The following is a 26,325-nucleotide window of genomic DNA, read 5'->3' on the forward strand; positions in this document are numbered from 1 at the left end:
GGGCCAGGCCCGCTTGCCGCGCCGGGTCAGAGCGGCGGGCCGGTCAATGCCGGGCCAGGCCCGGCTTCCTCGTCCGGCCGGGCCGCGGCGGACAAGCCAGCCGGCGAGGGGTACGAGTTTCGGCGCGACGGTCCGGTCTGGCAACTCGGGTACGCCGGGTCGGTGGTGCACCTGCCCGACGCCAAGGGCCTGCGCGACCTGCACCTGCTGCTGAGCCGGCCGGGCACCGACGTGCCGGCGGTGGAGCTGCTCGACCCGGCCGCCGGCCCGGAGCTGATCGCCGCCCGCCGGATGGGTGCCGATCCCGTCCTCGACGACGAGGCGAAGGCCCGTTACCGGCAACACCTGGCACGTCTCGACGAGGAGATCGACCGGGCCGCCGCACGCGACGACGACCGCAGGGTGGCCGCGCTGGACAGTGAACGGGGTGCGTTGCTCGACGAGCTGCGGGTGGCAGCGGGGCTGGCCGGCCGGAGCCGCCGGCTGGGCGACGAGGCCGAGCGGGCTCGCAAGACGGTGACCGCGCGGATCCGGGACACGCTGCGCAAGCTCGACGACCGCCACCCGGCGCTCGCCAGTCACCTGCGCGAATCCGTCTCCACCGGCAACGCCTGCCGCTACCTGCCCCCCGAGCCACTGCCCTGGCGGCTCTAGCCGGTCAATCGGGGAGGGCACCCCTGACCCGTACCGCTTGTTCTTCCTGCACCCGGCTGGCGGTCCGCAAAAAGTCCAGGATCGTCGCGAGCTGATCTTCGTCGTACCGCTCGAGGGCCTGTCTCCCGGCGGTGCCGACGGGAAGATAGACCTCCTGTTCGATAGCGCGGGCGGCGTCCGTGGCGGTGACCAGGACCCGCCGTCGGTTCTCGGAGTCCCGGGTGCGGCTGACCAGGCCGACCCGCTCCAGCCGGTCGATGACCGTGGTGGTCGCTGCTGGGCTCAGCCTGAGGGCGCCGGTGAGTTGCCCCGCCGACATCGGACCGCCGTTGGCTAACACGAGATCCATCGCGCGAAGGTCGGTGCGATTGAGCCTGAGCTGAGCGGCAGCAGCCTCCTCGAACGTGTCGAAGCTCTGTTGGAGCAGTCGCACCTGCACCGCCACGTCATGGATCAACCTATCCTTCGACATTCGAAACCTTCTGCTATCGTAGTCTTCGGCAGTCGAAATGATATCAGTCCGGGAGGGCGAAATGACAGTCGATGACCGCGAACTCAGGGAACTGTTCGGCCGGCTCATGCGGGCCTGGACTGACAACGACGCAGTCGCATACGGCGCCTGCTTCACCGAGGACTCCGACTACGTCTCCTACGACGGAACGCATGCCGTCGGGCGACGAGACATGCAGAACGCTCACGACCGGCTCTTCCGGGGCGTTCTCGCCGGATCGGCGCTCGTCGGAGACATCGAGTCGATCCGGCACATAGCTCCCGGGGCGGCGATCATCCACGGCACCGCCTCGGTATTGATGCCCTGGCGGTCCAAGCTGCCGAAACGACGCCTGTCCCGGCAGACGCTGGTCGCCGTGCGCACCGGTCACGGCTGGCTCTTTACGGCACTGCACAACGGGAGGGTGCGTCCGGTGCAGATCCCGGCCCCGGAATCGATGCCCTCCCGGATGGCCCAGACCGTCGGCCACGTCGCACGCCGCCTCGGGATGGGCCGGGCTCCGGTCGGAACGTGACCGTCCCGCCCCGCGATCGTGCACTTTCAGCGCCCGTTACGGGCCGACCAACCACAGAAAATGCACGATCGCGGGTGCGGGGCGACGGAGGTGGGGACTGTCAGCGGCGGTTGTACCGGTACATGGTCAGGGTGCCGAAGACGAGCAGGAAGCCGGCGCTCCAGAGCAGCAGCCACATCGTGGCCGTCGGATCCGACTCGCCGCTCATCGCCCCGCGGATCGCGGCCACCAGCTGCGTCACCGGGTTGACCTTCACGAACGCCTGGAGCCAGCCGGGCATGGTGCTCGGATCGACGAAGACGTTGCTCAGGAACGTCAGCGGGAACAGCACCATCATGCTGACCCCCATCACCGACTTCTCGCTGCGCAGGATCAGCCCGAAGAACGTCCACACCCAGGAGAACGCGAACGAGAAGACCACCAGCAGCCCGATCCCGACGGCCGCGCCGACCACCCCGCCGGCGGGGCGGAACCCGAGCACCAGCCCCAGGCCCAGGATCACCACGGCGGCGAGGATGTAACGCAGCACGTCGCCGAAGATCATGCCGACCAGGGCCGCGGGACGCCAGACGGGCAGCGTCCGGAACCTGTCGAAGATGCCCTTCTCGATGTCGGTGTTGAGGCCGATACCCGTGTACATGGTGATCATCACGACGCTTGTCACCATGATGCCGGGCAGGAAGAACTGCAGGTACTCGCGCGGGCTGCCGGCGAGGGCGCCGCCGAACAGGTACGTGAACATCAGCACCATGATGATCGGGAACGCGGTCACGTCGAAGAGCTGCTCCGGCACGTGCTTGATCTTCAGCATGGCCCGCCAGCCGAAGGTGAGCGACGCGCCGAGCGCGCTCGGTCGAGGCGGTCGGGCACCGGGCGCGAGCACCGTCGCCAGCGCCTCGGCGGAGGGGACGTAGACCGTCGGCGCCCGTTCGGTCGTGGTGGTCGTGGTGTCGCTCATCGGGCCGCCTCCAGCTCGTTGTCGCGCTCGTCGGCCGGCACGGCCGGGTGATCGGTCAGGGCCAGGAAGACCTCGTCCAGGCTCGGCTGACCGAGGGAGAAGTTGTCCACGACGATGCCGGCACGGGCCAGCTCGCCGAGCGCGCGAGAGGCCTGGGCGCTGGCATCGAGGTCGGTGCCGGCCTCACCGACCCGGGCGGTCAACGCCACCGGATCGGCGGCGAGCTGCACCGGCACGCCGAGTGCCTCCCGGAGCAGCTTCTCCGCCTCCGGGCGCTGACCCGGATCGCGCAGTCGCAGGTGGACCGTGCCGGAGCCGATCGACGACTTCAGTTCACCCGGGGTGCCCTCGGCGATCACCCGGCCGTGGTCGACGACCGCGATCCGCCCGGCGAGCTGGTCGGCCTCGTCGAGGTACTGGGTGGTCAGCAGCACCGTCGTGCCGTGCGACACCACCGCCCGGACGATCTCCCACACCTGGTTGCGGCTGCGCGGGTCGAGGCCCGTCGTCGGCTCGTCGAGGAAGAGCAGATCGGGGGTGTTGAGGATGCTCGCGGCGATGTCGATGCGTCGCCGCATCCCACCCGAGTACTTCTTCACCTGGCGGTCACTCGCCTCGGTCAGACCGAACGCGGCGAGCAGTGCCGCCGCGCGCTCCCGGGCGGCCGGCTTACGCAGGCCGAGCAGGCGGGCGAGGAGCACCAGGTTCTCCGTACCGGTCAGGTCCTCGTCGACGGAGGCGTACTGGCCGGTGAGGCTGACCCGGGAACGGACCTTGTCGGCATCGGTGACCACGTCGTGCCCGAACACCCGGGCCGAGCCCCCGTCCGGGCGCAGCAACGTCGCGAGCACCCGGACTGCTGTGGTCTTGCCCGCCCCGTTCGGACCGAGCAGACCGTAGACGGTGCCGGCGGGCACCTGGAGGTCCATGCCGGCCAGGGCCTTGGTGTCCCCGAACGAGCGGGTCAGTCCCTCGGCCTCGATGGCCAGGCCGGTGGTGCGTCTACTCATGATTCGTACCTTTCGAGGTGTACGGGTTGGCCTGCCACCCGTAAGGCGCGAGATGGAGGTCGGCCGCCCGCTAGATCAGATCTAGCGGGCGGCGTTTCGGGGCGGAATGTCGGCGGGGATCGGCTTGACTGGGGGGTCGACGGACAGGGGAATGGGATGGCTCAGGTACGCATCGACCCGTGGCGCGAGGAGGACCTCGACCTGCTGCGGCGGCTCAACACCCCGGAGACGCGCAAGCACACCGGCGGCCCGGAGACCGACGAGCAGGTGCTCGCCCGGCACGAGCGATACGTGCACTTCGCCGACGACGGCCAGGGTTGCATGTTCGTCATGGTCCTGCCAGACGGCGCGCGGGTGGGCAGCGTCGCCTACTGGTCCCGGCAGTGGCGGGAGCAGCAGGTCTACGAGATGGGCTGGGCGGTGCTGCCCGCGTACCGGGGGCAGGGGTTGGCCACCGCCGCGGTGCGCGCGGTGGTCGACGTGGCCCGCGCTCGGCGGACCCACCGCCACGCCCACGCCTACCCGTCGGTCGACAACGCCGCCTCGAACGCGGTCTGCCGCAGGGCCGGGTTCACGCTGCTCGGTGAGACCAGCTTCGAATACCCGCCGGGGCACCTGATGCGTGCCAACGACTGGCAGCTCGACCTGACCGCCCCACCGACCGCGAGCTGAGGTCGGCGGGGCGGCCGGTGACAGGTCACCAGGTGGTGTCGAGGCGGTGCCGTTGCTCGGCGGTCAGCTCCAGGTCGACCGCCGCCAGGCTCTCCTCCAGTTGGGCCACCGAGGAGGCGCCCACCAGCGGGATGGACGGCAGGGCCCCGCCCAGCAACCAGGCGAGCACCACCTGGTTGACGGTCGCGCCGCTCTGCCCGGCCACGTCCCGCAGCGCGGCCAGTCGCCGGGGCGCGCTCGGCAGGTCGTACGCCGAGCCGAGCGGCTTGTCGGCCCGGGTGAACGCCCCCTTGAGCAGCGGCGAGTACGCCACCAGGGTCAGCTCGGGCTCGGCACGCAGGTAGCTGAGCAGGTCACCGCCGACGCCGCCCGGCTCGCCGTCCGGGTCCAGTTCGCTGATCAGGTCGGTGCGGTTCGGCAGGTAACTGCGGTGGTACTGGAGCACCTCGTACCCGGGCAGGCCGGCGGCGGCGGCCAACGCGCGGGCCCGCTCCACCCGCCAGGCCCGGTGGTTGCTGGCGCCCAGCAGACCCACCGTGCCCTCGGCGACCAGCTCGGCGAAGCCCTCCACAGTTTCGTGGAGCGGCACGGTCCGGTCCTCGATGTGCGCGTAGAGCAGGTCCAGCCGCTCCACCCCGAGCCGTTCCCGGCTGCGCTCCGCCGACTCGCGGATCACCTTCGCCGACAGGCCCTCGGCGTTGTCCAGATAGCTGGTCCCCGGGGCCAGCGGTCGGGCACCCAGCTTGGTGGCGACGACGATCTCGGCGCCGACGCCTCGGCTGCGCCGCCACCGGCCGAGCAGCTCCTCACTCTGCCCGCCCTGCCCGCCGTCCACCCAGAACGCGTAGTTGTCCGACGTGTCGATGAACGTGCCGCCGGCCTCGACGTACCGGTCGAGGATCGCGTACGAGGTGGCCTCGTCGGTGGCGCTGCCGAACAGCATGGCCCCGAGGCTGAGCACGCTGACCTTGCGCCGGGTTGCCGGGTCGGTGCCGATCGTGCGGTACCGCATGGGGATCTCCTTCCGTGCGCCCTGCCGGTGGGCGCCTGCGGATCACCCTGACGGCTGGAGTGCGCTCCAGGTCAAGCGCTCGGTCACCAGGGCAGTACGCCGTAGCCACCGCCGGCATCCATCTGGAAGCCCCAGAGCAGCCCGCTCGGGCCGTCGGCCGGCAACGTCGCCAGGTGCGTGCTCACCTCGGCGCCCTGCTCGGCGGTGCGGAAGCCGTTGTTGCCGTTCAGGTCGGTGGCGCAGTAGCCCGGGTTGGCCGCGTTCACCTTGATCGGGGAGTCCCGCAGCTCCTTGGCGTACATGGCGGTGAGCATGTTCAGCGCCGCCTTCGACGACGGGTACGGCACGGAGGTCAACGCGAACAGCGCGCTCGCCGGGTCGGTCATCACCGCGATCGAGCCGACCTCGCTGGAGACGTTGACGATCCGGGCCGCCGGTGCCCGGCGCAGCAGCGGCAGCAGCGCGTTGGTCACCGTCGCCACCCCGAACACGTTCGTCTCGTACACCCCGCGCAGCGTCGTTACCGTCGTCTCGCTGGGCAGCCCCCGCTCTGCGTCGGCGAGGATGATGCCGGCGTTGTTGACGAGCACGTCCAACCGGCCGTACTCCGTCTCCACCAGTTTCGCGGCAGCGGCCACCGACTCGGCGTCGGTGACGTCCAGCGGCACGAACCGCGCGTCCGCGCCGCCGTCGCGCAGCTCCCGTTCCGCTGTCCGGCCGCGCTCGGCGTCGCGGGCACCGACCAGCACGGTCATTCCGAGGGCGCCGAGCTGCCGGGCGGTGGCGAAGCCGATCCCCTTGTTGGCCCCGGTGATCAGGGCGATCATGTTCGTCATGCCGTCGAGCCTGTCCCCGACGGCGGCTCCGGGGGAGAGACGGGCCGAGGCTGGGACCGGCGGTACCACCCTCGCGGACCCGGTCCGGGGCATGCTGGAGGCATGACGAGCAGCGGTCTGCGGCGGGACGAACTGGCGGCGTTCCTGCGCACCCGCCGTGCCCGGCTGCGCCCCGCCGAGGTCGGCCTCCCCGACGGGGTACGCCGGCGCACCCCCGGCCTTCGCCGACAGGAGGTGGCCCAGCTCGCCGGGATGTCGATCGACTACTACATCCGGCTGGAGCAGGGCCGGGGGCCGCACCCGTCCCGGCAGGTGCTCGCCGCGATGGCGCGGGCGCTGCTGCTGAGCCGCGACGAGCGCGAGTACCTGTTCCGGATCGCCGGGGAGAACCCGACGCCGGTGCGTGGGCCGAGCCGGGAGGTGCCGCCCGGCCTGCAGCACCTGCTCGACGCCATGACCGAGACTCCGGCGTACCTCGTCGACGCCGCGTACCACGTGCTGGCCTGGAACCGGCTTGCCACGTACTTCGTGGGGGATCTCGCGGCCGTGCCCGACGCGGACCGCAACATGATCCGGTGGACGTTCCGGCAGCCGGCGACCGGCGCGCACTGGACCGATGCCGAGGTGCTCCGCTTCGTGCGCAGCACGGTGGCTGACCTGCGGGCCGCCTACGGGCGCTACCCGGCCGATCCGGCGATCCGCGAACTGGTCACCGAACTGCTCGGCACCTCGCCCCGGTTCGCCCGGCTCTGGGCCGAACACGACGTCGAGGAACGCCGCCCGGTCGTCAAGCGGGTGCCGCACCCCGACCTGGGGCCGTTGGAGTTCGAGTGCCGTGTCCTGCTGGTGCCGGAGACCGACCAGCGGATGATCGTCTACGTTGCCGAGCCCGGATCGCCGACCCACGCGGTGTTCCGCCGGATCGCCGAGCGCGTGGGCTCGTGAACCCCACGGGCGAGCGTGATGCCGCTCAGTCATCTTGATGACTGAGCGGCATCACCATCATTCGAGCGTCAGTTGGGCAGGTAGGCGAAGGTGTCCGGGTTCGGGCCGGTCCGCCCGGCCTCGCCCTTGTCCAGGCTGGTGATCCGCTCCATCGCCGCGTCGTCCAGCTCGAAGTCGAAGATCCGGGTGTTCTCCTCGATCCGCTTCGGGGTGGTCGACTTCGGGAAGATGATGTCGCCGCGCTGCACGTGCCAGCGGAGCACCACCTGCGCCGGAGTCCGGTCGAGCTGCCCGGCGATGTCGATCACCGTCGGGTCGTCGAGCACCTTGCCCTGCGCGATCGGCGACCACGCCTCGGTGAGGATGTTGTGCGCGCGGCCGTAGGCGCGGACCTCGTCGTTGGTGAAGTACGGGTGCACCTCGATCTGGTTCACCGCCGGCACCACGCTCGCCTCGTCGGCCAGCCGCTCCAGGTGTGCCACCTGGAAGTTCGACACGCCGATCGAACGGGCGCGGCCGTCGCGCTGGAACTCCTCCAGCACCTTCCAGGTCGAGACGTAGTCACCGTCGTACAGGGTCGGCAGCGGCCAGTGGATCAGGAACAGGTCGATGTAGTCCATCTTCAGCGCCGCGAGCGTCGAGTCGAACGCCCGGCGGGCGTCGTCGGGGCGGTGGAAGGCGTTGTTCAGCTTGCTCGTCACGTAGACCGAACCCCGGTCGAGGCCGGACACGCGAACCGCCTCGCCGACCTCGGCCTCGTTGCCGTACATCTCGGCGGTGTCGATGTGCCGGTAGCCCGTCTCCAGGGCCGTCGTCACCGCCGCGACGGTGTCCTTCGGCTCGATCTGGAACACGCCGAAGCCGAGCTGCGGAATGGTGGTGCCGTCGTTCAGGCTGATGTCGGGAATGGTGTTGGCCATTGCGGCTCCTTCGCGTCGTCTTCGTTGCCTGTCATCCATACCCGAGCGAAAGGTGATTCACCGGCCAATCCGGCGTGACGAGTGCAACGCAAGATCTGTTCACCCGGTCGTGTCGAAGATCACCGGCCAGGGCCGGGCCGCCGGCACCGACGCCGGCGCGGGCGCGACGGGCTCGGCGTCGGCCAGCACCTCGGCGGCGAGCTGCCCGAACATCGGCGCCGCCGGGTGCGCCGACCGGTCCGGCCACGCCGCCGAGGTGCGCCGGACCAGCGACGCGCCGGTGATCGGCCGCCAGGCGATCCGGGGTTCCCGACGCGCCACCGTCGCCGGTTCCACGGCCACCGCGCCACCGGCGAGCACCAGCCCGAAGAGGAACTCCGGGTTGCGGGCCGGCCGGACCCGGGCCGGTCGCCAACCGTGCTGCCGGCACACCGTCAACAGGTGGTCGTGCCAGCCGGGCGCGGTCGCCCGGGGCGCGGTCACCAGATCCAGATCGGCCAGCGACGCCAGCGCCACCGAGCGGTCGCGGGCCAGCGGCGAGGCGCGCGGCAGCAACACCCCGAGGGGTACGTCCACCGGAGTACCGAAACGTAGCCCGTCCGCCGTCACCGGGTGGTGCACCAGCCCCACGTCCAGCGTCCGCTCGCCGAGCATCCGGGCCTGCTCGGCGGTGGTCAGCTCGTGCAGCTCCACGTCCAGGCCGGGCGCCCGGGTGGTGAGCCCGTCCAGCAGCGAGCGCAGCGTCACCGCGGGCGTCTCCGGCGGCACCCCGGCCCGGAGTACGCCCAGCTCACCGGCGCGGACCTGCCCCATCAGGCTGCGCAGCCGACCCGCACCCGCGAGCAGCTCCTCCGCCTCGCCGAGGAGCAGCTCACCGGCCGTGGTGAGGCGTACCTGGCGGCGGGACCTGTCGAACAACTCGACGGTCAGCTCCCGTTCCAGGCGCTGGATCGACTGGCTCAGCGGCGGCTGGGCCATCCCGAGCAGCTCGGCGGCCCGCCCGAAGTGCAACTCGTGGGCGACCACCACGAAGTGCCGCAGGTGCCGGAGCAGATCCACGGCCGGACCCTACGCCAGCGCCGGCCCGCTGCCGCTGGATACCGTGCTGGCGTGGACGTCAGCGAGCGCATCGAGGCCATCTTCGCCACCGTGGGGGTGACGGCCAGCCTGCACGCCGTCGACCTGGACGCCGTGGACCTGACCGTCGGCGACGACGACGGTGTCGGCGTTGGCGTCGGTGGCGGTCCGGAGGTCGGGGTGCGGGCCGACGAGCAGGTGGTGATCGCCTCGATCTTCAAGATCCTGCTGGTGCTGGAGTTCGCCCGGCAGGTCGAGGCCGGTCAACTGGACCCCACCGAACGGGTCCTGGTCACCGCCGCCGACCGGCTCGGCGGGTGGGGCCTGGCCGGTTGCGCCGACGACGCCGAGGTGTCGCTGCGCGACCTCGCGTACTTCGCCATGTCGGTCACCGACAACACGGCCGCCGACCTGCTGCTGCGTCGGGTCGGCCCGGATCTGCTGCCGATGCTCGCCGCCGAGCTGGGGTTGACCCGTACCCGTGTCCTCGGCGGTCCCCGGGACCTCGTCGAGACGATGCTCACCGACGTGGGCGCGCGGACCGAGGCGGAGTTCGCCCGGATCTTCCCCACGTTGCCGGCGGACCGGGTCCGGGCCATGCGGGTCTTCGACCCCGCCCACACCACCTCCAGCACAGCCCGGGAGATCACCCGGTTGCTCACACTGATCTGGCGGGACGAGGCCGGTCCGGCGGCGGCGTGCGCGATGGTCCGCGCCTGGATGGCCCGGCAGATCTTCTGGACCCGGCTGGCTGCCGGGTTTCCGCCCGGCGTCCGGGTCTCCGGCAAGACCGGCACCCTGCCCGGCCTGCACCTGGAGGCCGGCGTCGCCGAATACCCCGACGGCGGCCGGTACGCGATAGCCGTCTTCGCCCGCGCGGACCGGTTGGCCTCGCGCCGCATCGATGTGGACCTGGCGATGGGGGAGGCCGCCCGCACGGCCGTCGAGGCGTTGCGCGGCGACTGATTTCGCACCCGCCGCAACCTCGGTGGGCCGCCCCTGAGCTGGCCCGATATCCGCTGGCGTATGGGAGCCGACCGCCTTCGATCTTGGACCGGGACCCGGTGGCGCTGGTTGGCTCGTGGTCGACAAACAGCCCGACCACGGGAGCAGATTCGCATGCCCAGTCTCGACCGCCGTCGCTTCCTGCGTGACGCCGCCGCCACCACCGCACTCGTCTCCGCCGGGGGCCTCGCCGCCGGCGCCGCCACCCCGGCGCAGGCCGCCACCCCGGCCGCCGCACCCACCCCGACCGCCCGCCGCAGGGGCGCGGTCAGCTTCCGTTGGTGGGGTACGGCCGGCTGGCGCGTCGACATCTCCGACCGCACGGTCCTCGTCGACCCGTTCCTCAGCCGGATCGACACCGGGCTGTTCACCGGCGCGTTCCAGACGGCCACCCCGTTGACCGTGCGCGCCGACCTGATCGATCCGCGCGTCGACAGGGCCATGACGGTGCTTGTCACGCACACGCACTGGGACCACTTCATGGACGTGCCCCACATCGCCAAGCGCACCGGCGCACGGGTGTTCGGCACGCTCACCGCGTACCACCTGGGGTTGGCCTACGGGTTGCCGTCGACGCAGCTCAGCGCCGTGAAGGGTGGGGAGGTGTTGGACTTCGGGGACCACAGCGTGGAGGTGGTCGGCTCGCTGCACAGCCGCAACCCGTCGTACTCGGTGGCCTTTCCGGGGGTGCGGGTGACCCAGCCGCCGCAGCCGGCGACGATCGCGGACCTGCCGGAGGGGGACACGCTCGGCTATCTGCTGCGGGTCGACGGCGGCCCGTCGGTCTACTTCACCGGGGCCAGCGACGTCGCCGAGCGCAACCTCACCGGCCTGTCGCCCGACGTGGCGATGGTGGCCATGCAGAGCGCCACCACCACCGGCGACTACCTGCCCCGGCTGCTGGCCGGCCTCGACTATCCGAAGGTCATCGTGCCGGTGCACTACGACAACTTCGAGACGCCGCTGGAGAACCCGCCGACGGTCGCCGACACCGACCGCGCCCGGTTGACCGAGATGATCGCGGCGGTGCGCCGGATCTCGCCGCGCAGCCGGGTGCTGGTGCCCGAGTACGAGACCGCGTACCACTTCTGACCGGGTCCGGGCGGGCGCCCGCGCCCGCCCGGTCAGCCGGCGGCCAGCTCCGCCAGGGCGCGCACCGACTTCCAGTTGCGGGTGGTGGCCACCACGCCGAGCTTCTTCTCCAGGTACGCGTTGGTGAACTTCGACCGCCCGTAACCGCCGTCGACGAAGTGCAGGAAGACCTCGCGACCGGTCACCGTGAACGACACGTTCTCCCCACCGGGTACGACCAGACCGTCCACCGTGGACTTCGTCGGAGCGGTCGCGAGGAAGGCCACCAGCAGCCGGGTCGGGTCGTCCTCCCGATCGGCGTACGGGTTGCCGGCGACCACCGCAGCCAACTCCCGACCGCTGCGCACCAGCACCGGCACGGTCAACGCCAGCTCGTCGGCGAGCGCCCGCTCGATTCCGGCGGCCAGCTTCGCCGCGTCGCGCTCGCTGCTGCCGAAGGCCACATTGCCGCTCTGCAGGTACGTCTTGACGTCCTCGTGCCCGAGGTCGGTGACGATCCGGCGCAGATCGGCCATCGCCAGCCGGGTGGTACCGACGTTGACCCCGCGCAACAGGGCGACGTACCGGGTCATTGCTCCTCCTCGGTGCGGATCGACTGGCTCAGCGTAGGCCGCTCGGCCCCACCAGACCCGTCTCGTAGGCCACGATGACCAGTTGCGCCCGGTCGCGCACCCCCAGCTTGGTCAACAACCGCCCGACGTGCGTCTTGACCGTCGCCGGGCTGAGGTTGAGCCGCGTGGCCAACTCCGCGTTGGACAGCCCACGGGCGATCAACGTGAGCACCTCTCGTTCCCGCTCGGTCACCCCGTCCAGGTGGCGTGGCAACGGCCGGGTCGGCTCCGCCCGCCGGGCGAACTCGTCGATCAGCCGGCGGGTCACCGTCGGCGCGAGCAGCCCCTCACCGGCGGCGACGACCCGGATCCCGGCCAGCAGATCCGCCGGTGGGGTGTCCTTCAGCAGGAACCCGCTGGCGCCGGCACGCAGCGCACCGTAGACGTACTCGTCCAGGTCGAACGTGGTCAGGATGATGACCCGGGTGCCGGCCGTCGCCGGGTCGGCGCAGATCCGCCGGGTCGCCTCGATGCCGTCCATCTCCGGCATCCGGACATCCATCAGCACCACGTCCGGACGATGCTGGCCGGTCAGCGCGACCGCCTCCACGCCGGTGCCCGCCTCGCCCACCGTCGTGCAGTCCCCGGCGAGATCGACGAGCAGCCGGAAACTGCCGCGCAGCAGCGCCTGGTCGTCGGCGATCAGCACCCGGATCACGCGGCCACCCGGTAGGGCAGGCTGGCCGTCACCGCGAAGCCCCCGTCGGAGCGCGGCCCGGCCCGGAACTCCCCGCCGTGCAACGCCACCCGTTCCCGCATGCCGATCAACCCGTGGCCCTCCCCGCCGAGCAGGACCGGACGCTGGCCGTCGTCGGTCACCTCCACCCGCACCTCGTCGGGAGTGACGGTCACCAGGGCCCGGCAGGCGGCAGGCGCCGCGTGCTTCACCACGTTCGTCACCGCCTCCTGCACGATCCGGTACGCCGCGAGGGCCACCGACTCGGGTACCGCGCCGTCCGGTTCCTCGCGTCGGACGTCGAGCCGGACGTCGACGCCGCCGATCGCCGCCTGCCGGGCGAGCGCGGGCAGCTCGTCCAGGCCGGGCGTCGGCGCGTACGGGGTGCCCTCACGCAGGACACCGAGCACCCGACGGACGTCGGTGAGGGCGTTGCGGCCGGTCTCCTCGATCACCCGCAGGGCGGCTCCCGCCTCCTGCGGATCGGCCTCGGCGACGTGGTTGGCGACGGCCGCCTTCACCACGATGAGGCTCAGCGTGTGCGCGACCACGTCGTGCAGCTCGCGCGCCACCCGCAGTCGTTCCTCCGTGGCGGTCTGACGGATCAGTTGGTCACTCTGCCGGGCGGCGAGGGCGCGCCGCTCGCGCAGCAGCCAGCCGATCAACCAGGCGGGCGTGATCATGACGGCCGCGTAGGCGACGCCCCCGGCCCGCGACCACAGGTCACCCGCGGTCAGCACCAGGCCGACGCTGACCAGGGCGAGACAACCGGCCGCGCAGAGCACCGACCGACGCGTGGCCGTCGACACGGCCACCGTGTAGAAGGACAGGCCGATGGCGAACGCCGGCGCGGCGGCGGCGAAGTTGGGAATCACCCCGGTGACAAGCGCCCCGGTGGTGCCGGCGCTGATCACCACGGCGACAGTCATCGGCCACCGGCGTCGGACGGCCAACGGCAGGCCGAGGGCGAGCCCGACGAGCACGGACACCCAGAGCGGCTCGCGTACGCCACCGTGCAGCGGCGACGCCAACGCCGCGTACGGGCAGAGCAACCCACCGACGGACAGGGCGAGCACGGCGTCCACCAGGTACAGGTCCACCGGCCGCAGTCGCCGGGTCAGCAGGAGGGTGGTCACCTGTCCGACCGTATCGGTCGGCCGGGTCGGCCGCGTCCACCCGTGGGTGGTCATCACCGAGGACGACGGGCCGGTGTTTCCGGGCCGCCACGTCCACCCGGGGGAGGGCAACAAAGTGCCCGCTTGGGCACGACGCGCGACACCCCGGGAAACCGGCACCGTGGTGGTCATGACCACAGACACGGTGAGCCTGACGGGGCTGCGCGCGGTGTACGGCACCGGAACCCGGCGGGTGACGGCGCTCGACGGCGTGAGCACCAGCTTCGCGAGCGGCACGTTCACGGCGGTGATGGGCCCCTCGGGCTCGGGGAAGTCCACCCTGCTGCACTGCGCGGCGGGGCTGGACAGCCCGACCGAGGGCGTCGTCACGATCGACGGCACGCGCCTGAACGACCTCGGCGAGGACGAGCTGACCCGGTTACGGCGCGACCGGATCGGCTTCGTGTTCCAGGCGTTCAACCTGGTGTCCACACTGACCGCCGCGCAGAACGTCGAGCTGCCGTTGCGCCTGGCCGGCCGTCGCCCACCGGCCCGGGACGTGACCGCGGCGCTCGACGCCGTGGGCCTGGCCGACCGGGCCGGGCACCGGCCGAGTGAGTTGTCCGGCGGCGAACAGCAACGCGTCGCCGTGGCCCGCGCGGTGATCACCCGTCCGGCGGTGGTCTTCGCCGACGAGCCGACCGGCGCACTGGACAGTGCGGCGTCCCGTCAGGTGCTCCGGCTGCTGCGTGCACTCGTCGACGACCACGGGCAGACGGTGGTGATGGTGACCCACGATCCGGCCGCCGCCGCGTACGCCGACCGGGTCCTGCTGCTCGCCGACGGCCGCGTCGTCGACGAGCTGGACGGCGGGATCACCGCCGCGGTCGTCGCCGCTCGGATCGCCGAGCGGGAGACGCTCGCGACGACGCCTGCGGAGCGGTCGTGCTGAGCATCCGGCGGTCGGCAAGCGCGTTCGTGGCCGTCGCCATCGGCGTCACGCTTGTCGCGGCGGCCACCCTGCTGCTCGCCTCCGGCCGTCCACAGGTGCCGGACCGGCTCGCGCGGGCCGCGGTCGTGGTGCAGAGCCCCGAGGGGGGCGCGTCGGCCGACGAGTTCCTGCCGACCCGGCCCTGGTCCGCCACCGCGACGGCGGGACTCGTCGACCGGCTGGCCGCCCTGCCCGGCGTCACGGCGGCGGTGCCGGATCGGACCTTCTACGCCCAGCCGCTCATCGACGGCCGACCCTCGCGTGCCGACACCGGGCGGGAGGACGCCCACCAGGGACACGGCTGGTCCAGCGCCCAACTGGGCGGACTGCGCCTGACGGCCGGCGAGCCGCCCCGCCGGCCCGGCGAGGTGGTCGTCGACCGCGCGCTCGGGCTGCGTACCGGTACGCCGGTAACCCTGCTCACCGCGGCGGGACCGGAGCCGTACACCGTGACCGGTCTGGTCGACGCGCCCGGCGTCCAGGTCGCGGACGAGGTGGCCGCCGCGCTCGCGCCCGGCGTCCGGGCCGTCGGGCTGGTGCTCGCGCCGGGGACCGATCCCGAGCGGGTCGCCGCGGCGGCACGCGGTGTCGTCGGCCCGGACGGGCGGGTGCTGACCGGCGACGCACGTGGCGCGCTGGAGCCGCGCAACGACGCCCGCACCCGCTGGATCGGCATGCAGGTGCTCACCGCCACGGCGGCCCTCGCCGGCTTCGTCACGATCTTCGTGGTCGCCTCCACCTTCGCGTTCACCATCGCGCAGCGCCGCCGTGAGCTGGGCCTGCTCCGCGCCGTCGGCGCCACCGGACGCCAGGTCCGCCGCATGGTGTCCGTCGACGCGCTCGTCGTCGGTGCCTCGGCGGGGCTCGTCGGCCTGCTGGTGGGCGCGGCGCTCGCCCCGGTCCTGGGCCGGCTGCTCGTCGAGGTCGGCTTCGAACCATCGACCTTCCGGGTGCGCTACACCCCGTGGCCGATCGTGCTCTCGCTCGTCGCCGGGCCGGTGATCGCGCTGCTGGCCGTCTGGTCGGCGTCGCGCCGGGCGGCGCGGGTTCGACCGTTGGAGGCGTTGCGCGAGGCGGCGGTGGAGCAGCGACCGATCGGGCGGCTGCGGGTCGCCACCGGCGCGCTGCTCGTCGCCGCGGGGGTCGCGCTCAGCGTCGGGACGGCGACGGCCGACGAGGCCCGCGTCGGTGCGCAGTACGCCCTGTACGCGGTGATGGCGCTGGTGGCCGGTGCCACAGTGCTCTCCCCGGCGGTGGTCGGGCCGGTGGTGCGACTGCTGCGGTCTCCGATCCGGCGGCGCGGTGGAGCGATCGGGATGCTGGTCCGGGGCGGGGCGTTGACCGCGACCCGGCGGACCGCGTCCACGGCCGCCCCGGTGCTGCTCACCGTCGCCTTCGCGGTGCTGGTGTCCGGGATGGTGCGGACCAGCACCGCCGCCTGGGCGGCAGGGCGGGCGGACAACGTCAACGCCGGCTGGATCGTGTTGCCCGACCGGGCACCCGGTCTGTCGGACCAGGCCGTCGCCGCGACCAATGGCACCGCCCTCCTGCCGACCACGGTCTTCCGTACCGACCCCGCGACGCCGCCGGCGGACCGGCCACTGACCGCGCTCGGTGTGGATCCGGCCGGCTTCGCCGCCGCGAACCGGGCGCTCACCGTCGTCGCCGGCTCGCTCGACGACCTGCGCGGCGACGACACGGTGGTGGTGACCGCCGCGGCGAACCTGCGGCCGTCCGAGCCGTACGCGGTGGTCTTCGCCGACGGGGAACTGGTGTCGCTGCGCGTCGTCGCCGTGGTCACCGAGGACTCGCTCCCCGGCGACCTGCTCGTGCCCCGGGCGGTGGTGCGTACGCACGACCCGTCGGCCCTGACGTCCACGGTGTACGTCCGGGACCGGATCGATCCTCCGCTCGGCGCGCGGATCGTCGACGTCGCCACCTGGGCGGCCGAGGCGGACGCCGCCGAGGACCGCCTCGTCTGGCTCTTCACCCTGCTGCTGATCGGTGTGTCGGCCGGCTACGGTGCCATCGCGGTGGCGAACACGCTGCTGCTGGCCGCCGCCGGCCGGGCCGCCGACCTGCGGCTGATCCGGATGGCCGGGGCGACCCGGCGGCAGGTGATCTGGTTGGTGACGGCCGAGTCCGCCCTGGTGGTGCTGATCGGCGCGCTGCTCGGTGGGGTGGTCGCGTTCGTCGGTCTGCTCAGCATCCGCGCCGGCCTCGCCGCGCAGGTCGGTGCCCCTGTCGACCTGGTGGTGCCGTGGTCGGTGATCGTCGGTGTGGTGGGGCTGTGCCTGCTGCTCGCGGCGCTGGCGAGCGTGCTGCCGACGTGGCGGATGCTGCGTCACCGCCCCGCGCGGTCACCGGTCGGGGTCGCCGGATGAGCGCGTTCCCGCCCCCCGGGGGAGCGGCCGGGCCGCTACGGTCCACGGATGCGATTCGCGCGGCCGGTCGGGCTGCTGCTCTCCGCCGTCGCCGTCGTGCTCTGGGCGTTCGGCGTGACCGTGCTGCAACCGCTGACCGAGCCGATCGGCCCGTGGTCGGAGCGCCTGCCGGGCAACAACGCCTACTGGGCGCGCGACCTGCGGTTCATGGCGATCATGGCGGTGGCGGTCGGGCTGGTGCTGGCCGGTCGGGGTCTTCGGTCCTGGAGCCGGACGGCTGTGGTGCTCGGCGGCTGCTGGGTTGCCGCCGACCTCGCGATCGACCGGATCGACCCGATCGGTGTCCCGGCGACGGTGCTGCTCGCCGTCGGTGGTTGCGCGGTGCTCGGAGTACTGGCGGTGGTCCTGGTGGGCTGGGAACGCGGGCTGCCCCCAGCCGCCGATCGGAAGGTCCTGACCGGCGCGGCGTGTGTGGCCGGCGTGTTGACGATCGTGGCGGCCGGCATCGAGTCACCGACGGACCGGGAGCCGGAACTGAACCAGGGCGCCCTGGCCACCGCGGCGCTGCTCGTCGTCCTGTCCGTCGCTGCCGCGCTGGCGGCGGCCCCGGCGCGGTCGGTGTCCCGCGTCGGGCTGGCGGTCGGCCTCGCCGTGGTGGCGTTGCTCGGTGTGGGGCTGGTCCGGGCCGTCCCGCCCGGGACGCGACTCCTGCCGGAGATGGCCCTCGGCGCCGTGCTGCTCACCGGGGTCACCCTGCTGGCCTGGGACTGGCCGGGCGGTCGGCCGATCTGGCGGCACCACGCGCTGGCCGCCCTCGCCGCCTTCGTGGGACCGTTGGCGTTCCTGCTGGTCACGGCCATCCCGATGCTGGTTCTGCTGCCGATCGGGGCGACGTTCACCGCGCTGGCCGGCAACAGCCCGATCAACGCGGCCGACTCCGACCTGCTGGTCTCGCTGTGCGGGCTGCTCTCCGGGCTTGGGATGTCCCTGCTGCTGGCCTGGCCGACCGCCGACAACCGCCGTAGCTTGCTCGACGACCGCCGGTAGCCCGACCGGCTCACTCGACGACCGGCAGCACGACCTCGTTGCGGCGCAGGAACCACGGCTTCCACGGCAGGTCGAAGCGCGCGTACCGGATCGCTCCCGTAGGTTGCAGCCCGGCCGCGGTGACCGAGCGGCCGAGCATGGTGGCGCGTTGGCCGAACGCCTGCTCCGTCCACCGCCCGGAGAACCGCGTCGCCGCCGCCAGTTGCCCCGGCACCTCGCGGGTCCGCACCCTCGGGTCGACCGGCTCGGGCAGGGTGGCGGCGGTGAAGACGGCGGGCATGACGAACTGGATCAGGTACGCGCCCGGCCGCTCACCCTCCACCTGGACCACCGGGACGGTCATCGCGATCTTCTCCGAACCGCTGGCCACGGGCCTCGCCGGCGCGGCCGTCCCGATCGGTTGTCGGGTTCGGTTGGCGCCGCCGAGGTACGCGGCCAACGGCCGGAACGCCTCGATGGGCGCCCGGGTGAACGACGCCTGGATCTGCATCTCGGCCACCAGGTGGGCCGGGTACCGACGCAGTTCGAAACCGGGGTGTCGGGACACCACCCGGTACGGCTGCTGTTCGGTCATCGCGCGGCTCCCAGGATCTCCTGGGACAGACGCTACCGCTCGTCCGGCTTCCGCTCGGCCGAAGTCGGCTGCTCCGGCCCCGGGGCGACCGCCCGGGTGGTCAACCGCCAGTACTGCCGCTTGCCCTCGTCGCGCAGCACCACCCCGAGCAGACCCAGCTCCCGGCGCAACTCCCGGGCGTCGTCGCGGCGGTCCCGCTCGATCGCCCGTTCGCGGGCACGCAGCAGCGCGTCCGCGCCCGCGGGCAGTCCGGGCAGGTCCGGCACCCACAGCCGGTACGCCGACCGGTGCGGATCGTCGTCCGCCCAGCTCCAGCCGTGCGTGCGGAACGCCTCCGCCAGTCGGGCGGCCGGCAGGTCCGTCGACTCGCGGACCAGTTCCGCGCCGTCGCCGTCGAGCAGCACCAGGTGCTTGTCGGCCAGGAAGGCCACCCGGGTGTCGACGCGTGCGACGGCGCGGTCCTGGTCGGAGCGGCGCAGCCGGACCTGCGCCGCGTCGACGGTGACGATCAGCCGTTCGGCGGTACCGATCCCGGCGACGACCAGGCCGGCCAGGACACCCACCCCGACCGCGCCGAGGGTGGCCTGCGGCTCGGGCAGCCGGTCCAGCCACTCGACCAGGTCACCGAACGGCACCCAGGGGAGCCGGGTGAGCCAGCCGGTCGTCGCCGCGAGCAGCCAGCCGGCCCCCCCGCCGAGCAGCGGGAATGCGCCCCACAGGACCGCCAGTTCGCTCGCGCCGCCGCTGACCACGGTGCGGGGCCGGTCGCCGGACATGTCCATGGTCAGGACACCTCGCGACGCAGCGTCCGGAACAGACCGGCGGCCAGCGGGAGGACCATCCAGACCAGCAGGGACACCACGACCCGCCCCCACTGCTCGCCGGTGACGGCGTCGCTGCTGAACAGTGGTTCCATGGTCTTGCTGGTGTCCAGCCACTCGGACGGGCCGCGCAGCGGCTTGACCATCTCGCCGAGCACGCCCCAGAGGGTGGGCAGCAGCAGGTAGCCGACGATCGCCAGCGGCGGGTTGAGCAGCAGCAGGCCGAAGGCGGCGCCCATCAGCACGCTGGTGACCTGGAGGACACCCGCGTTCAGCAACAGCGACCAGTCGATCTCCCAGGTGCCCGCGCCGCCGGTGGCGGAGGCCACAAGCGTGCCGACGGCGGCGACGGCGAGGCTGGTCAGCACCGAGGCGAGCGCGGTGAGCATCACCGCGACCAGCTTCGCGGCGACCACCCGCTCCCGGCGGGGCACCAGGGCGTACGTGGTGAGGGCGGTCCGCTGCGACCACTCGCTGGTGATCGACAGGATGCCCAGCACCGGTAGCAGCACCGACACCGGCAGCAGCGAGGGGACGAAGAAGTTGAGGAAGGTCTGGTCGGCGTCGCCGGCGTAGATCAGTTGCAGGGTGACGATCACGGCGGTGGCCAGGGCGATGGTGATCAGCAGCCAGCGGCCGGCCCGGGTGTCGACGAGCTTGCGCAGCTCGACGGCGGTGAGGCGGAGCAGCGACGGCCGGCGTATCGGGGTGTGCTGCCGGGGCGCGACAGCGCCGGCGGCGGGCGCGGTGGTGGTGGTCATCGGACGGCCTCCTTGGTCGATTCGCCGGCGGTCAGGGTGAGGAAGAGCTGTTCGAGGCCGCCGCCGCTGGCGGGGCGCAGCTCGGCCAGCGCGACGCCGGCATCGGCGGCGGCCTGGCCGACCGCCTCGGCGTCGGCCTGCACGAGCAGCCCCTCCGAGCTGTCGGCGGTGGTCAGGTTGGCCGCGTCCAGCGCGCGACGCAGCGCCGCGACGTCACGGGCCCGTACCACCGTGCCGCCACCGGCCAGCAGCTCGTTCTTGTCGCCCTGGGCCACGATCCGGCCACCCCCGATCACCACCAGCCGGTCCGCGACCGCCTCCACCTCGCGCAGCAGGTGGGAGGAGAGCAGCACGGTGCCGCCCCGGTCGGCGAAGTCGCGCAGCAGGCCGCGCATCCAGAAGATCCCCTCCGGGTCCAGGCCGTTGGCCGGCTCGTCGAGGATCAGCACCCGAGGGTCGCCGAGCAGCGCCTGCGCTAGGCCGAGCCGCTGGCGCATGCCCAACGAGTACGCCCGTACCCGACGCTTCGCCGCCACCGCGTTCAACCCGACCAGGTCGAGCTTCGCGGCGACCTCGCGCCGGTGCAGACCCATGGTGTACGCGGACAGCGTCAACGCCTCACGCCCGGTGCGCCCGGCGTGCTGGGCGGAGGCGTCCAGCAGCACCCCGACCTCCCGCCCGGGGTTGGGCAGCTCCCGGTACAGGTGCCCGGAGACGGTGGCCCGGCCGGCGGTCGGCGCGGTGAGGCCGCAGATCATCCGCATGGTGGTGGACTTGCCGGCGCCGTTGGGGCCGAGGAAGCCGGTGACGGTGCCCGGCTCGCACTGGAACGAGACATCGTCCACGGCCGGGTGTGGCCCGTATCGCTTGGTGAGGTTCTCTACCGTGATCATGCGGTTGAGCCTGCCCGTGCCGCCCGGCCCTCCGCTGCGGCCGCCGGTCGGTGCCGCGCCGACCTTGGTCGACGTTCGGGTCTCGACTTTGGTAGCTGGTCGTGGTGCCCGTCGGCTGCCTAGCATGGGGCCGTGACCAGCCTCGCCGTCCCGGAGCACCCCTGGCTGCTGCCGGGGGAGCTGGTGGTGCCGGCCGACCAGGGGCGTAGGCGTCCGCGCCGCACCACCCGCGACTGGATCGTGGACAGCCTCGCGTTCCTGGCTGGCCTGCTCTGGGTGCTGTTCGTCACCGCAGACGCCCTGTCGCCGGATCCGGCGATGGCGATCCCGCTGCCGCACGACTGGATGACCGGCGTGGACGCACTGCTCGGTCTGGTCTGCTGCGGTCTGCTCTGGGTGCGCCGACGGTGGCCCCTCGGGCTGATCGTGGCCACGGCACCGCTGACCATGTTCGCGTTGGCCGCCGCCATTCCGCTGCTGATCTTCTACTTCACCGTGGTGGTGCACCGACGGACGGCCGTCGCGATCGCGGTCACCGGCGCCGGCCTCGTCACCAACCTGGTCTTCAGTTGGGTGCGTCCGGACCCGAACATGTCGTACTGGGAGACCACGTCCTGGGGTGTGGTGCTCAGTCTCGCGGTGCTGGCCTGGGGGATGTTCGTCCGCGCCCGTCGGCAGTTGATCGTGTCGCTGCGCGAGCGGGCCGAGCGGGCCGAGGCCGAGCAGCAGCTCCGCGTCGCCCAGGCCCGCCACCTCGAACGCACCCGCATCGCCCGGGAGATGCACGACGTGCTGGCCCACCGGATCTCGCTGCTCAGCCTGCACGCCGGGGCGTTGGAGTTCCGCCCGGACGCGCCGGCCGACGAGGTGGCCCGCGCGGCCGGGGTGATCCGGGGCAGCGCACACGCCGCCCTACAGGACCTGCGGGAGGTGATCGGGGTGCTCCGCGCCGAGGGCGACCACGACGTCGACGCCCCGGAGCCGCCCCAGCCGACCCTCGCCGACCTGCCGGCCCTGATCGCCGAGTCACGCTCGGCCGGCGTCAACGTCAACGTCAGCGACATCGTCGACCGGTCCGGGGAGGTGCCGGCGGCGCTGGGCCGGGCCGCGTACCGGATCGTGCAGGAGGGGCTGACCAACGCCCGCAAGCACGCGGCCGGCGCGGCCGTCACCGTGGACGTGGCCGGCGGGCCGGGCGATGGTCTGACCGTGGCGATCGGCAACCGGTGGCCGGTCGGCGCGCCGCCCGGGGGCACGCTGCCGGGCGCCGGCACCGGCCTGGTGGGCATCAGCGAGCGCGTCACGTTGGCCGGCGGCCGGCTGGCCTACGGCCGGGACGACGCGGGCGACTTCCGGCTGGCCGCCTGGCTGCCGTGGCCGGCGTGACCGGGCCGTCGGGCGGGACCGGGCCGTCGGGCGTGGCCGGGCCGTCGGGCGTGGCCGGGCCGTCGGGGCCGGAGTCGGCCGTGCCGTCGGGCGGGACCGGGCCCTCGGGCGTGGCCGGACCGTCGGGCGTGACCGGGCCGTCGGGCGGGACCGGGCCGTCGGGCGGGACCGGGCCGTCGGGGCCGGAGTCGGCCGTGCCGTCGGTGCGCGTGTTGATCGTGGACGACGACGCCCTGGTCCGGGCCGGCCTCTCGATGATCCTCGGCGGCCTGCCGGACCTGACCGTGGTCGGCGAGGCGGCCGACGGCGGCGAGGTGCCCGCCGCGGTCGCCGCGTACGCCCCGGACGTGGTGCTGATGGACATCCGGATGCCCCGGGTGGACGGGTTGACCGCCACCGAGGCGCTGCGCGCCCAGCCGCACCCGCCGGAGGTGTTGGTGTTGACCACCTTCGACGCCGACGAGCAGGTACTGCGGGCGCTGCGCGCCGGGGCGGCCGGATTCCTGCTCAAGGACACCCCGCCGGCGGAGATCGTGCACGCCGTGCGGCGGGTGGCGGCCGGTGAGGCGACGCTCTCCCCGACGGTGACCCGGAAGCTGATCGCCCACGTGACAGCCGCCACGCCCGTCCCGGTCGGTCCGGACCCGCGCCGGGAGCGGGCGCTGCGGTTGCTCAGCGGGCTCAGTGAACGGGAGCGGCAGGTGGCGGTCGCCCTCGGGCGAGGCCAGACCAACGCGGAGATCGCGGGGGAGCTGTTCATGAGTGTGGCGACGGTGAAGGCGTACGTCTCGCGGCTGCTGACCCGGCTCGACCTGAACAACCGGGTCCAGGTGGCCCTGCTCGTGCACGACGCCGGCCTGGTCTGAGCCCGCCGCGGGGATGCCCCGACACCATCTGTCGATCGCGACAACACGGATGAGGTTACACTCATTCTTGGTTGTTTCATTCTTGGTTGTGTCAGGAGTGATCGTGGATGGATTTGTCGGACGGGACCGTGAGCTCACGCTCCTGAGCGGCATGCTCGCTCGGGTGCAACGGGGCGGCAGAGCCGGCCGACCAGGTCGCGCACTCCTCATGCGTGGCCGCCGACGGGTAGGCAAGTCCCGGCTTGTCGAGGAGTTCGTGGAGCGGGCCGAGGTGCCGTACCTCTTCTTCACCGCCTCCGCGCAGCCGAGCGTCGCCGCCGACCTCGCACTCTTCGTGGAGGAGGCGGCAGCCTCGACGCTGCCGGACGCACAGCTACTTCGCGAGCAGCAACCACAGACGTGGGATGCCGCGCTGAGCCTGCTCGCCGCCGCGTTGCCGGCCGACCGGCCGAGCGTCGTGGTCCTCGATGAGATGCCGTACCTCATCGCGGGTGACCCGGGCTTCGAGGGGACACTGCAGAAGATCTTCGATCGTGAGCTTTCCCGACGGCCGGTCCTGCTGATCTGTGTCGGATCGGACCTGGCGATGATGGAGGCCCTGAACGACTACGGCCGGCCGTTCCACCAGCGGGCCACCGAGATGGTCATCCCGCCGTTGAGCCCGGCCGACGTTCGCGACATGCTGGACCTGTCCGCCGCCGACGCGTTCGACGCCTACCTGGTGTCCGGTGGTTTGCCGCTGATCCTCGACGAGTGGCCGACCGGCGTGTCGGTGCATGACTATCTGGCCGACGCCGTACGGGATCCGACCTCGGCCCTGTTGGTCAGCGGCGAACGGGCGCTGGCTGCGGAGTTCCCGCCCCAGTCCCAGGCGGGCCTGGTGCTGCGGGCCATCGGCTCCGGTGAGCGGACCTTCTCGCTGATCTCCCGCGCGGCGGGGGATCTTCCGCAGGCGTCTCTCAACCGCGCCCTGCGCCTGCTGACGCAGAAGCGGGCCGTGGAGGTCACCGTTCCGCTGTCCACCAGGCCGTCGCGGGAAACCCGGTATACGGTGGCTGATCCGTACCTGCGCTTCTGGCTGTCGTTCCTGGGGCCGCACCTCTCCGAGATCGAGCGGGGGCGGGGTGATCTGACCCTGGCCCGGATCCTTCGGTCCTGGACGTCCTGGCGAGGGCGGGCCATCGAACCCGTCGTTCGCGAGGCACTGCGCCGGCTACCCAGCGAGCACCTGCCGGCGGAGGCAGCGACGGTCGGTGGCTATTGGACCCGGACAAACGATCCGGAAATTGACATCGTCGGTGCTGACCTGGAGCCCGTCGCGCGGCGCATCACCTTCGTCGGGTCGATCAAATGGCAGGAGAGCCGGCCGTTCGACGCGCACGACCTCGGCCGGCTGCTCCTGCACCGGTCCCAGCTGCCGGGTGCCGACGAGTCGGTACCCACCCTTGCCGTGGCGCGCAGCGGCGCCGCCGTCGACGGGGTACACGTTCTGTCGCCGGAGGATCTGCTTCGCGCGTACCGGGATTGAACTTTCGTCGGGTGCCGGCCGTACCCATTGCCGAGGATGTCGGTGCGGTGAGTCCGCCGTACCGCTGCCGAGCTGCGGGAGGCCTGCCGTGCGAGTTGGTGAGCAGTCGACGGATCCCATCGATCAGGTACTGGGGGAGGTGCCAATGCCGGCACCGCTGACCCCGGAGGACGTTCGGCTCGCGGTCCGGGCGGTGGTCGTGCACACCGCCGAGGAGTGGCCCACCGGGCCGCTGTGCCGCAACGACGGCGCCTCCTACCCCTGCCGCCTGCACCGCTGGGGGCGACGGGTGTTGGAGACACACGGGCTCAATGAGCGGCAGATCGAGGCGGTGATCCGGCACGGCAACCCGTTCGTGCACGTGCCCTTCCCGTTCACGGCGACCGGGCCGTCGCGGCAGCAGACCGCGCGGGTCGTGCCGCCGGGGGCGCGGTCCACCGCCGCTGGCCGGCCGGTGGCACCCCCGGTCACCGCGCCGCGCTGGCCCCGGGCGAGCTGAGCACCGGTCCGCCCGACCGGGACGACAGGACGCCGGCCCGGCGCGGAGATCCCCTCCGCGTCGGGCCGACGTCACGCTGGGCGGACGGCTCAGTTGCCGACCCCGCAGTCCGGCGCCGACCAACTCGTCGTGTTCGAGCTGGAGTCGCTGTTGTTCTCTCGCCGCGAGTCGACGTGCACGTGGTCGTCGTGGTCGGGATAGCCCGGCCCGTAGATCCCACTGAAGCCGTTGTTGCGGGCACTGCGGGCGATCTGGCACAGCGAGGACGACCGCGCGGTGACGTCGGCCGCGTTGCCGTACAGGTGCTGGCTGTCGGACGCGCCGCCGACCTGGTTGTTGCAGGCACGGCTGCGGAAGCCGCTGGACACGTCGAGTGGTTTGTCGCCGAGGCTCTTGCGCAGCGCCTCCAGCTTCCACATGGTGCGCAGCGCGTTCTGCCGGGTCTGGGCCGCCGAGAGCGGTCCACCGCTGTAACCGGACCCGCCGCACCCGTTGTCCATCTCGCTGTGGCTGAAGTGCGCGGGCGTGCAGTCGTTGTCCTGTAGCTGGTACAGCTTGGTGTAGGTCTGCGGGCCGGCGACGCCGTCGGCACGCAGCCCGTACGCCTGCTGGAACCGCTTGACCGCGGCGGCGGTCTTCGGTCCGAAGCGGCCGTCGTTCTCCACGATGTCCCGGTAGCCGGCCCAGCCGGCGATCCGGATCTGCAACTGACGGACATCGTCGCCCGAGCGTCCCTGGTACAGGTTGCGGTTCCAGGTGTAACAGCCGTCCGCGTGTGCCGCTGGCGCGGCGACCACCGTGGCGATTGCTGCCCCGGGCAGCGCCAGGGCGAATGCGACGGCGACTCGCTTCAAGGTGTTTACGCGCACAGAAGTCCTCCCGATAGGAGAGCGAATGGGGTGGCTCCAGGACATCGACCGAGAAGTCCCGTGATTTCCACCCTGACACTCCCCGGGTCGATTGGAGG

General features: G+C 72.5%; 27 protein-coding genes and 1 pseudogene. 13 read left to right on the plus strand and 15 right to left on the minus strand.

Going from position 1 to position 26,325, the window contains the following annotated elements; translation table 11 throughout:
• A pseudogene (locus AB0C25_RS23930) lies at positions 1-654 on the plus strand (ATPase); the annotation flags it as partial.
• 4 nt (positions 655-658) lie between these two features.
• On the opposite strand, the gene AB0C25_RS23935 reads toward AB0C25_RS23930, so the two are convergent.
• Entirely contained in the window at positions 659-1,099 is a 441-nt protein-coding gene (locus AB0C25_RS23935; protein WP_357376466.1) for a MarR family transcriptional regulator, read from the minus strand.
• Positions 1,100-1,187: 88 nt separating this feature from the next.
• Between AB0C25_RS23935 and AB0C25_RS23940 the strand changes: the two genes are divergently transcribed.
• On the plus strand, positions 1,188-1,679 hold the full coding sequence (locus AB0C25_RS23940) for an SgcJ/EcaC family oxidoreductase (protein ID WP_357376467.1): 492 nt from the start codon (positions 1,188-1,190) through the stop codon (positions 1,677-1,679).
• Positions 1,680-1,779: 100 nt separating this feature from the next.
• On the opposite strand, the gene AB0C25_RS23945 is transcribed toward AB0C25_RS23940, so the two are convergent.
• Together AB0C25_RS23945 and AB0C25_RS23950 are read right to left on the minus strand one after the other, a co-directional pair.
• Positions 1,780-2,637, minus strand: a complete 858-nt coding sequence (locus tag AB0C25_RS23945; protein ID WP_357376468.1) for an ABC transporter permease — start codon at positions 2,635-2,637, stop codon at positions 1,780-1,782.
• Entirely contained in the window at positions 2,634-3,647 is a 1,014-nt protein-coding gene (locus AB0C25_RS23950) for an ATP-binding cassette domain-containing protein (RefSeq protein ID WP_357376469.1), read from the minus strand. The genes AB0C25_RS23945 and AB0C25_RS23950 overlap by 4 nt, the downstream gene beginning before the upstream one ends.
• Positions 3,648-3,803: 156 nt before the next feature.
• Between AB0C25_RS23950 and AB0C25_RS23955 the strand changes: the two genes are divergently transcribed.
• A complete protein-coding gene (locus tag AB0C25_RS23955) occupies positions 3,804-4,319 on the plus strand; it encodes a GNAT family N-acetyltransferase (protein WP_357376470.1) in 516 nt (171 codons plus the stop codon).
• A gap of 25 nt (positions 4,320-4,344) precedes the next feature.
• Here the strand turns inward: AB0C25_RS23955 and AB0C25_RS23960 are convergent, their stop codons facing one another.
• Both AB0C25_RS23960 and AB0C25_RS23965 read right to left on the minus strand, forming a co-directional pair.
• Positions 4,345-5,331, minus strand: a complete 987-nt coding sequence (locus AB0C25_RS23960) for an aldo/keto reductase (RefSeq protein WP_357376471.1) — start codon at positions 5,329-5,331, stop codon at positions 4,345-4,347.
• A gap of 83 nt (positions 5,332-5,414) precedes the next feature.
• Positions 5,415-6,167, minus strand: a complete 753-nt coding sequence (locus AB0C25_RS23965) for an SDR family oxidoreductase (protein WP_357376472.1) — start codon at positions 6,165-6,167, stop codon at positions 5,415-5,417.
• A gap of 102 nt (positions 6,168-6,269) precedes the next feature.
• On the opposite strand from AB0C25_RS23965, the gene AB0C25_RS23970 reads away from it, so the two are divergent.
• Positions 6,270-7,112, plus strand: coding sequence for a helix-turn-helix transcriptional regulator (locus tag AB0C25_RS23970; RefSeq protein WP_357376473.1), 843 nt, complete (start codon positions 6,270-6,272; stop codon positions 7,110-7,112).
• Positions 7,113-7,180: 68 nt separating this feature from the next.
• Here the strand turns inward: AB0C25_RS23970 and AB0C25_RS23975 are convergent, their stop codons facing one another.
• The gene (locus AB0C25_RS23975) at positions 7,181-8,032 is read right to left on the minus strand and encodes an aldo/keto reductase (protein ID WP_357376474.1); all 852 of its coding nucleotides are present in this window, start codon (positions 8,030-8,032) and stop codon (positions 7,181-7,183) included.
• 99 nt (positions 8,033-8,131) lie between these two features.
• Entirely contained in the window at positions 8,132-9,091 is a 960-nt protein-coding gene (locus tag AB0C25_RS23980; RefSeq protein WP_357376475.1) for a LysR family transcriptional regulator, read from the minus strand.
• A 51-nt stretch (positions 9,092-9,142) separates the two neighbouring features.
• Here AB0C25_RS23980 and AB0C25_RS23985 point away from each other — a divergent pair, with 51 nt between their 5' ends.
• The gene (locus tag AB0C25_RS23985; RefSeq protein ID WP_357376476.1) at positions 9,143-10,075 is read left to right on the plus strand and encodes a serine hydrolase; all 933 of its coding nucleotides are present in this window, start codon (positions 9,143-9,145) and stop codon (positions 10,073-10,075) included.
• Between the two features lie 153 nt (positions 10,076-10,228).
• Positions 10,229-11,206 carry an MBL fold metallo-hydrolase gene (locus tag AB0C25_RS23990; RefSeq protein WP_357376477.1) on the plus strand — a complete coding sequence of 326 codons (978 nt, stop codon included), beginning with the start codon at positions 10,229-10,231 and terminating at the stop codon, positions 11,204-11,206.
• Between the two features lie 32 nt (positions 11,207-11,238).
• On the opposite strand, the gene AB0C25_RS23995 is transcribed toward AB0C25_RS23990, so the two are convergent.
• Genes AB0C25_RS23995 through AB0C25_RS24005 form a run of 3 tightly spaced genes read right to left on the minus strand, consistent with a single transcriptional unit; the run spans position 11,239 to position 13,629 of the window.
• The gene (locus tag AB0C25_RS23995) at positions 11,239-11,778 is read right to left on the minus strand and encodes a DUF1697 domain-containing protein (RefSeq protein ID WP_357376478.1); all 540 of its coding nucleotides are present in this window, start codon (positions 11,776-11,778) and stop codon (positions 11,239-11,241) included.
• A 28-nt stretch (positions 11,779-11,806) separates the two neighbouring features.
• Positions 11,807-12,475: a response regulator transcription factor gene (locus AB0C25_RS24000; protein WP_357376479.1), complete on the minus strand. Its 669-nt coding sequence runs from the start codon at positions 12,473-12,475 to the stop codon at positions 11,807-11,809.
• Positions 12,472-13,629 carry a sensor histidine kinase gene (locus tag AB0C25_RS24005; protein WP_357376480.1) on the minus strand — a complete coding sequence of 386 codons (1,158 nt, stop codon included), beginning with the start codon at positions 13,627-13,629 and terminating at the stop codon, positions 12,472-12,474. Before AB0C25_RS24005 ends, AB0C25_RS24000 begins: the two co-directional genes overlap by 4 nt.
• Before the next feature lie 169 nt (positions 13,630-13,798).
• Here AB0C25_RS24005 and AB0C25_RS24010 point away from each other — a divergent pair, with 169 nt between their 5' ends.
• The 3 genes from AB0C25_RS24010 to AB0C25_RS24020 are packed head-to-tail and all read left to right on the plus strand — an operon-like array spanning position 13,799 to position 18,030.
• A complete protein-coding gene (locus tag AB0C25_RS24010; RefSeq protein ID WP_357376481.1) occupies positions 13,799-14,560 on the plus strand; it encodes an ABC transporter ATP-binding protein in 762 nt (253 codons plus the stop codon).
• On the plus strand, positions 14,554-16,983 hold the full coding sequence (locus AB0C25_RS24015) for an ABC transporter permease (RefSeq protein ID WP_357376482.1): 2,430 nt from the start codon (positions 14,554-14,556) through the stop codon (positions 16,981-16,983). The genes AB0C25_RS24010 and AB0C25_RS24015 overlap by 7 nt, the downstream gene beginning before the upstream one ends.
• Positions 16,984-17,031: 48 nt before the next feature.
• The gene (locus AB0C25_RS24020) at positions 17,032-18,030 is read left to right on the plus strand and encodes a hypothetical protein (protein WP_357376483.1); all 999 of its coding nucleotides are present in this window, start codon (positions 17,032-17,034) and stop codon (positions 18,028-18,030) included.
• Between the two features lie 10 nt (positions 18,031-18,040).
• Here the strand turns inward: AB0C25_RS24020 and AB0C25_RS24025 are convergent, their stop codons facing one another.
• The 4 genes from AB0C25_RS24025 to AB0C25_RS24040 are packed head-to-tail and all read right to left on the minus strand — an operon-like array spanning position 18,041 to position 21,079.
• On the minus strand, positions 18,041-18,604 hold the full coding sequence (locus tag AB0C25_RS24025; protein ID WP_357376484.1) for a heme-binding protein: 564 nt from the start codon (positions 18,602-18,604) through the stop codon (positions 18,041-18,043).
• A gap of 32 nt (positions 18,605-18,636) precedes the next feature.
• Positions 18,637-19,386 carry a hypothetical protein gene (locus AB0C25_RS24030; protein WP_357376485.1) on the minus strand — a complete coding sequence of 250 codons (750 nt, stop codon included), beginning with the start codon at positions 19,384-19,386 and terminating at the stop codon, positions 18,637-18,639.
• 2 nt (positions 19,387-19,388) lie between these two features.
• The gene (locus tag AB0C25_RS24035) at positions 19,389-20,186 is read right to left on the minus strand and encodes an ABC transporter permease (protein WP_357376486.1); all 798 of its coding nucleotides are present in this window, start codon (positions 20,184-20,186) and stop codon (positions 19,389-19,391) included.
• Positions 20,183-21,079: an ATP-binding cassette domain-containing protein gene (locus tag AB0C25_RS24040; protein ID WP_357376487.1), complete on the minus strand. Its 897-nt coding sequence runs from the start codon at positions 21,077-21,079 to the stop codon at positions 20,183-20,185. The genes AB0C25_RS24035 and AB0C25_RS24040 overlap by 4 nt, the downstream gene beginning before the upstream one ends.
• A gap of 132 nt (positions 21,080-21,211) precedes the next feature.
• Here AB0C25_RS24040 and AB0C25_RS24045 point away from each other — a divergent pair, with 132 nt between their 5' ends.
• The 4 genes from AB0C25_RS24045 to AB0C25_RS24060 all read left to right on the plus strand — a co-directional run bounded on the left by AB0C25_RS24045 (position 21,212) and on the right by AB0C25_RS24060 (position 25,358).
• Positions 21,212-22,465: a histidine kinase gene (locus AB0C25_RS24045; RefSeq protein ID WP_357376488.1), complete on the plus strand. Its 1,254-nt coding sequence runs from the start codon at positions 21,212-21,214 to the stop codon at positions 22,463-22,465.
• An 80-nt stretch (positions 22,466-22,545) separates the two neighbouring features.
• The gene (locus AB0C25_RS24050; RefSeq protein ID WP_357376537.1) at positions 22,546-23,331 is read left to right on the plus strand and encodes a response regulator transcription factor; all 786 of its coding nucleotides are present in this window, start codon (positions 22,546-22,548) and stop codon (positions 23,329-23,331) included.
• 103 nt (positions 23,332-23,434) lie between these two features.
• On the plus strand, positions 23,435-24,859 hold the full coding sequence (locus AB0C25_RS24055) for a DUF234 domain-containing protein (RefSeq protein ID WP_357376489.1): 1,425 nt from the start codon (positions 23,435-23,437) through the stop codon (positions 24,857-24,859).
• A 145-nt stretch (positions 24,860-25,004) separates the two neighbouring features.
• A complete protein-coding gene (locus AB0C25_RS24060) occupies positions 25,005-25,358 on the plus strand; it encodes a hypothetical protein (protein WP_357376490.1) in 354 nt (117 codons plus the stop codon).
• An 89-nt stretch (positions 25,359-25,447) separates the two neighbouring features.
• Here the strand turns inward: AB0C25_RS24060 and AB0C25_RS24065 are convergent, their stop codons facing one another.
• Positions 25,448-26,227, minus strand: a complete 780-nt coding sequence (locus tag AB0C25_RS24065) for a D-Ala-D-Ala carboxypeptidase family metallohydrolase (protein WP_357376491.1) — start codon at positions 26,225-26,227, stop codon at positions 25,448-25,450.
• Positions 26,228-26,325: the final 98 nt, after the last annotated feature.

The sequence above is a fragment of the Micromonospora sp. NPDC048839 genome (genome assembly GCF_040649915.1).
Taxonomy (GTDB): Bacteria; Actinomycetota; Actinomycetes; order Mycobacteriales; family Micromonosporaceae; genus Micromonospora.

Coding starts and splice junctions, on each gene's coding strand:
- AB0C25_RS23940 (WP_357376467.1), top strand. CDS start 1,188: ATGACAGTCGATGACCGCGAACTCAGGGAACTGTTCGGCCGGCTCATG.
- AB0C25_RS23945 (WP_357376468.1), bottom strand. CDS start 2,637: ATGAGCGACACCACGACCACCACGACCGAACGGGCGCCGACGGTCTAC.
- AB0C25_RS23950 (WP_357376469.1), bottom strand. CDS start 3,647: ATGAGTAGACGCACCACCGGCCTGGCCATCGAGGCCGAGGGACTGACC.
- AB0C25_RS23955 (WP_357376470.1), top strand. CDS start 3,804: ATGGCTCAGGTACGCATCGACCCGTGGCGCGAGGAGGACCTCGACCTG.
- AB0C25_RS23960 (WP_357376471.1), bottom strand. CDS start 5,331: ATGCGGTACCGCACGATCGGCACCGACCCGGCAACCCGGCGCAAGGTC.
- AB0C25_RS23965 (WP_357376472.1), bottom strand. CDS start 6,167: ATGACGAACATGATCGCCCTGATCACCGGGGCCAACAAGGGGATCGGC.
- AB0C25_RS23970 (WP_357376473.1), top strand. CDS start 6,270: ATGACGAGCAGCGGTCTGCGGCGGGACGAACTGGCGGCGTTCCTGCGC.
- AB0C25_RS23975 (WP_357376474.1), bottom strand. CDS start 8,032: ATGGCCAACACCATTCCCGACATCAGCCTGAACGACGGCACCACCATT.
- AB0C25_RS23990 (WP_357376477.1), top strand. CDS start 10,229: ATGCCCAGTCTCGACCGCCGTCGCTTCCTGCGTGACGCCGCCGCCACC.
- AB0C25_RS23995 (WP_357376478.1), bottom strand. CDS start 11,778: ATGACCCGGTACGTCGCCCTGTTGCGCGGGGTCAACGTCGGTACCACC.
- AB0C25_RS24010 (WP_357376481.1), top strand. CDS start 13,799: ATGACCACAGACACGGTGAGCCTGACGGGGCTGCGCGCGGTGTACGGC.
- AB0C25_RS24020 (WP_357376483.1), top strand. CDS start 17,032: ATGCGATTCGCGCGGCCGGTCGGGCTGCTGCTCTCCGCCGTCGCCGTC.
- AB0C25_RS24025 (WP_357376484.1), bottom strand. CDS start 18,604: ATGACCGAACAGCAGCCGTACCGGGTGGTGTCCCGACACCCCGGTTTC.
- AB0C25_RS24030 (WP_357376485.1), bottom strand. CDS start 19,386: ATGGACATGTCCGGCGACCGGCCCCGCACCGTGGTCAGCGGCGGCGCG.
- AB0C25_RS24035 (WP_357376486.1), bottom strand. CDS start 20,186: ATGACCACCACCACCGCGCCCGCCGCCGGCGCTGTCGCGCCCCGGCAG.
- AB0C25_RS24040 (WP_357376487.1), bottom strand. CDS start 21,079: ATGATCACGGTAGAGAACCTCACCAAGCGATACGGGCCACACCCGGCC.
- AB0C25_RS24060 (WP_357376490.1), top strand. CDS start 25,005: ATGCCGGCACCGCTGACCCCGGAGGACGTTCGGCTCGCGGTCCGGGCG.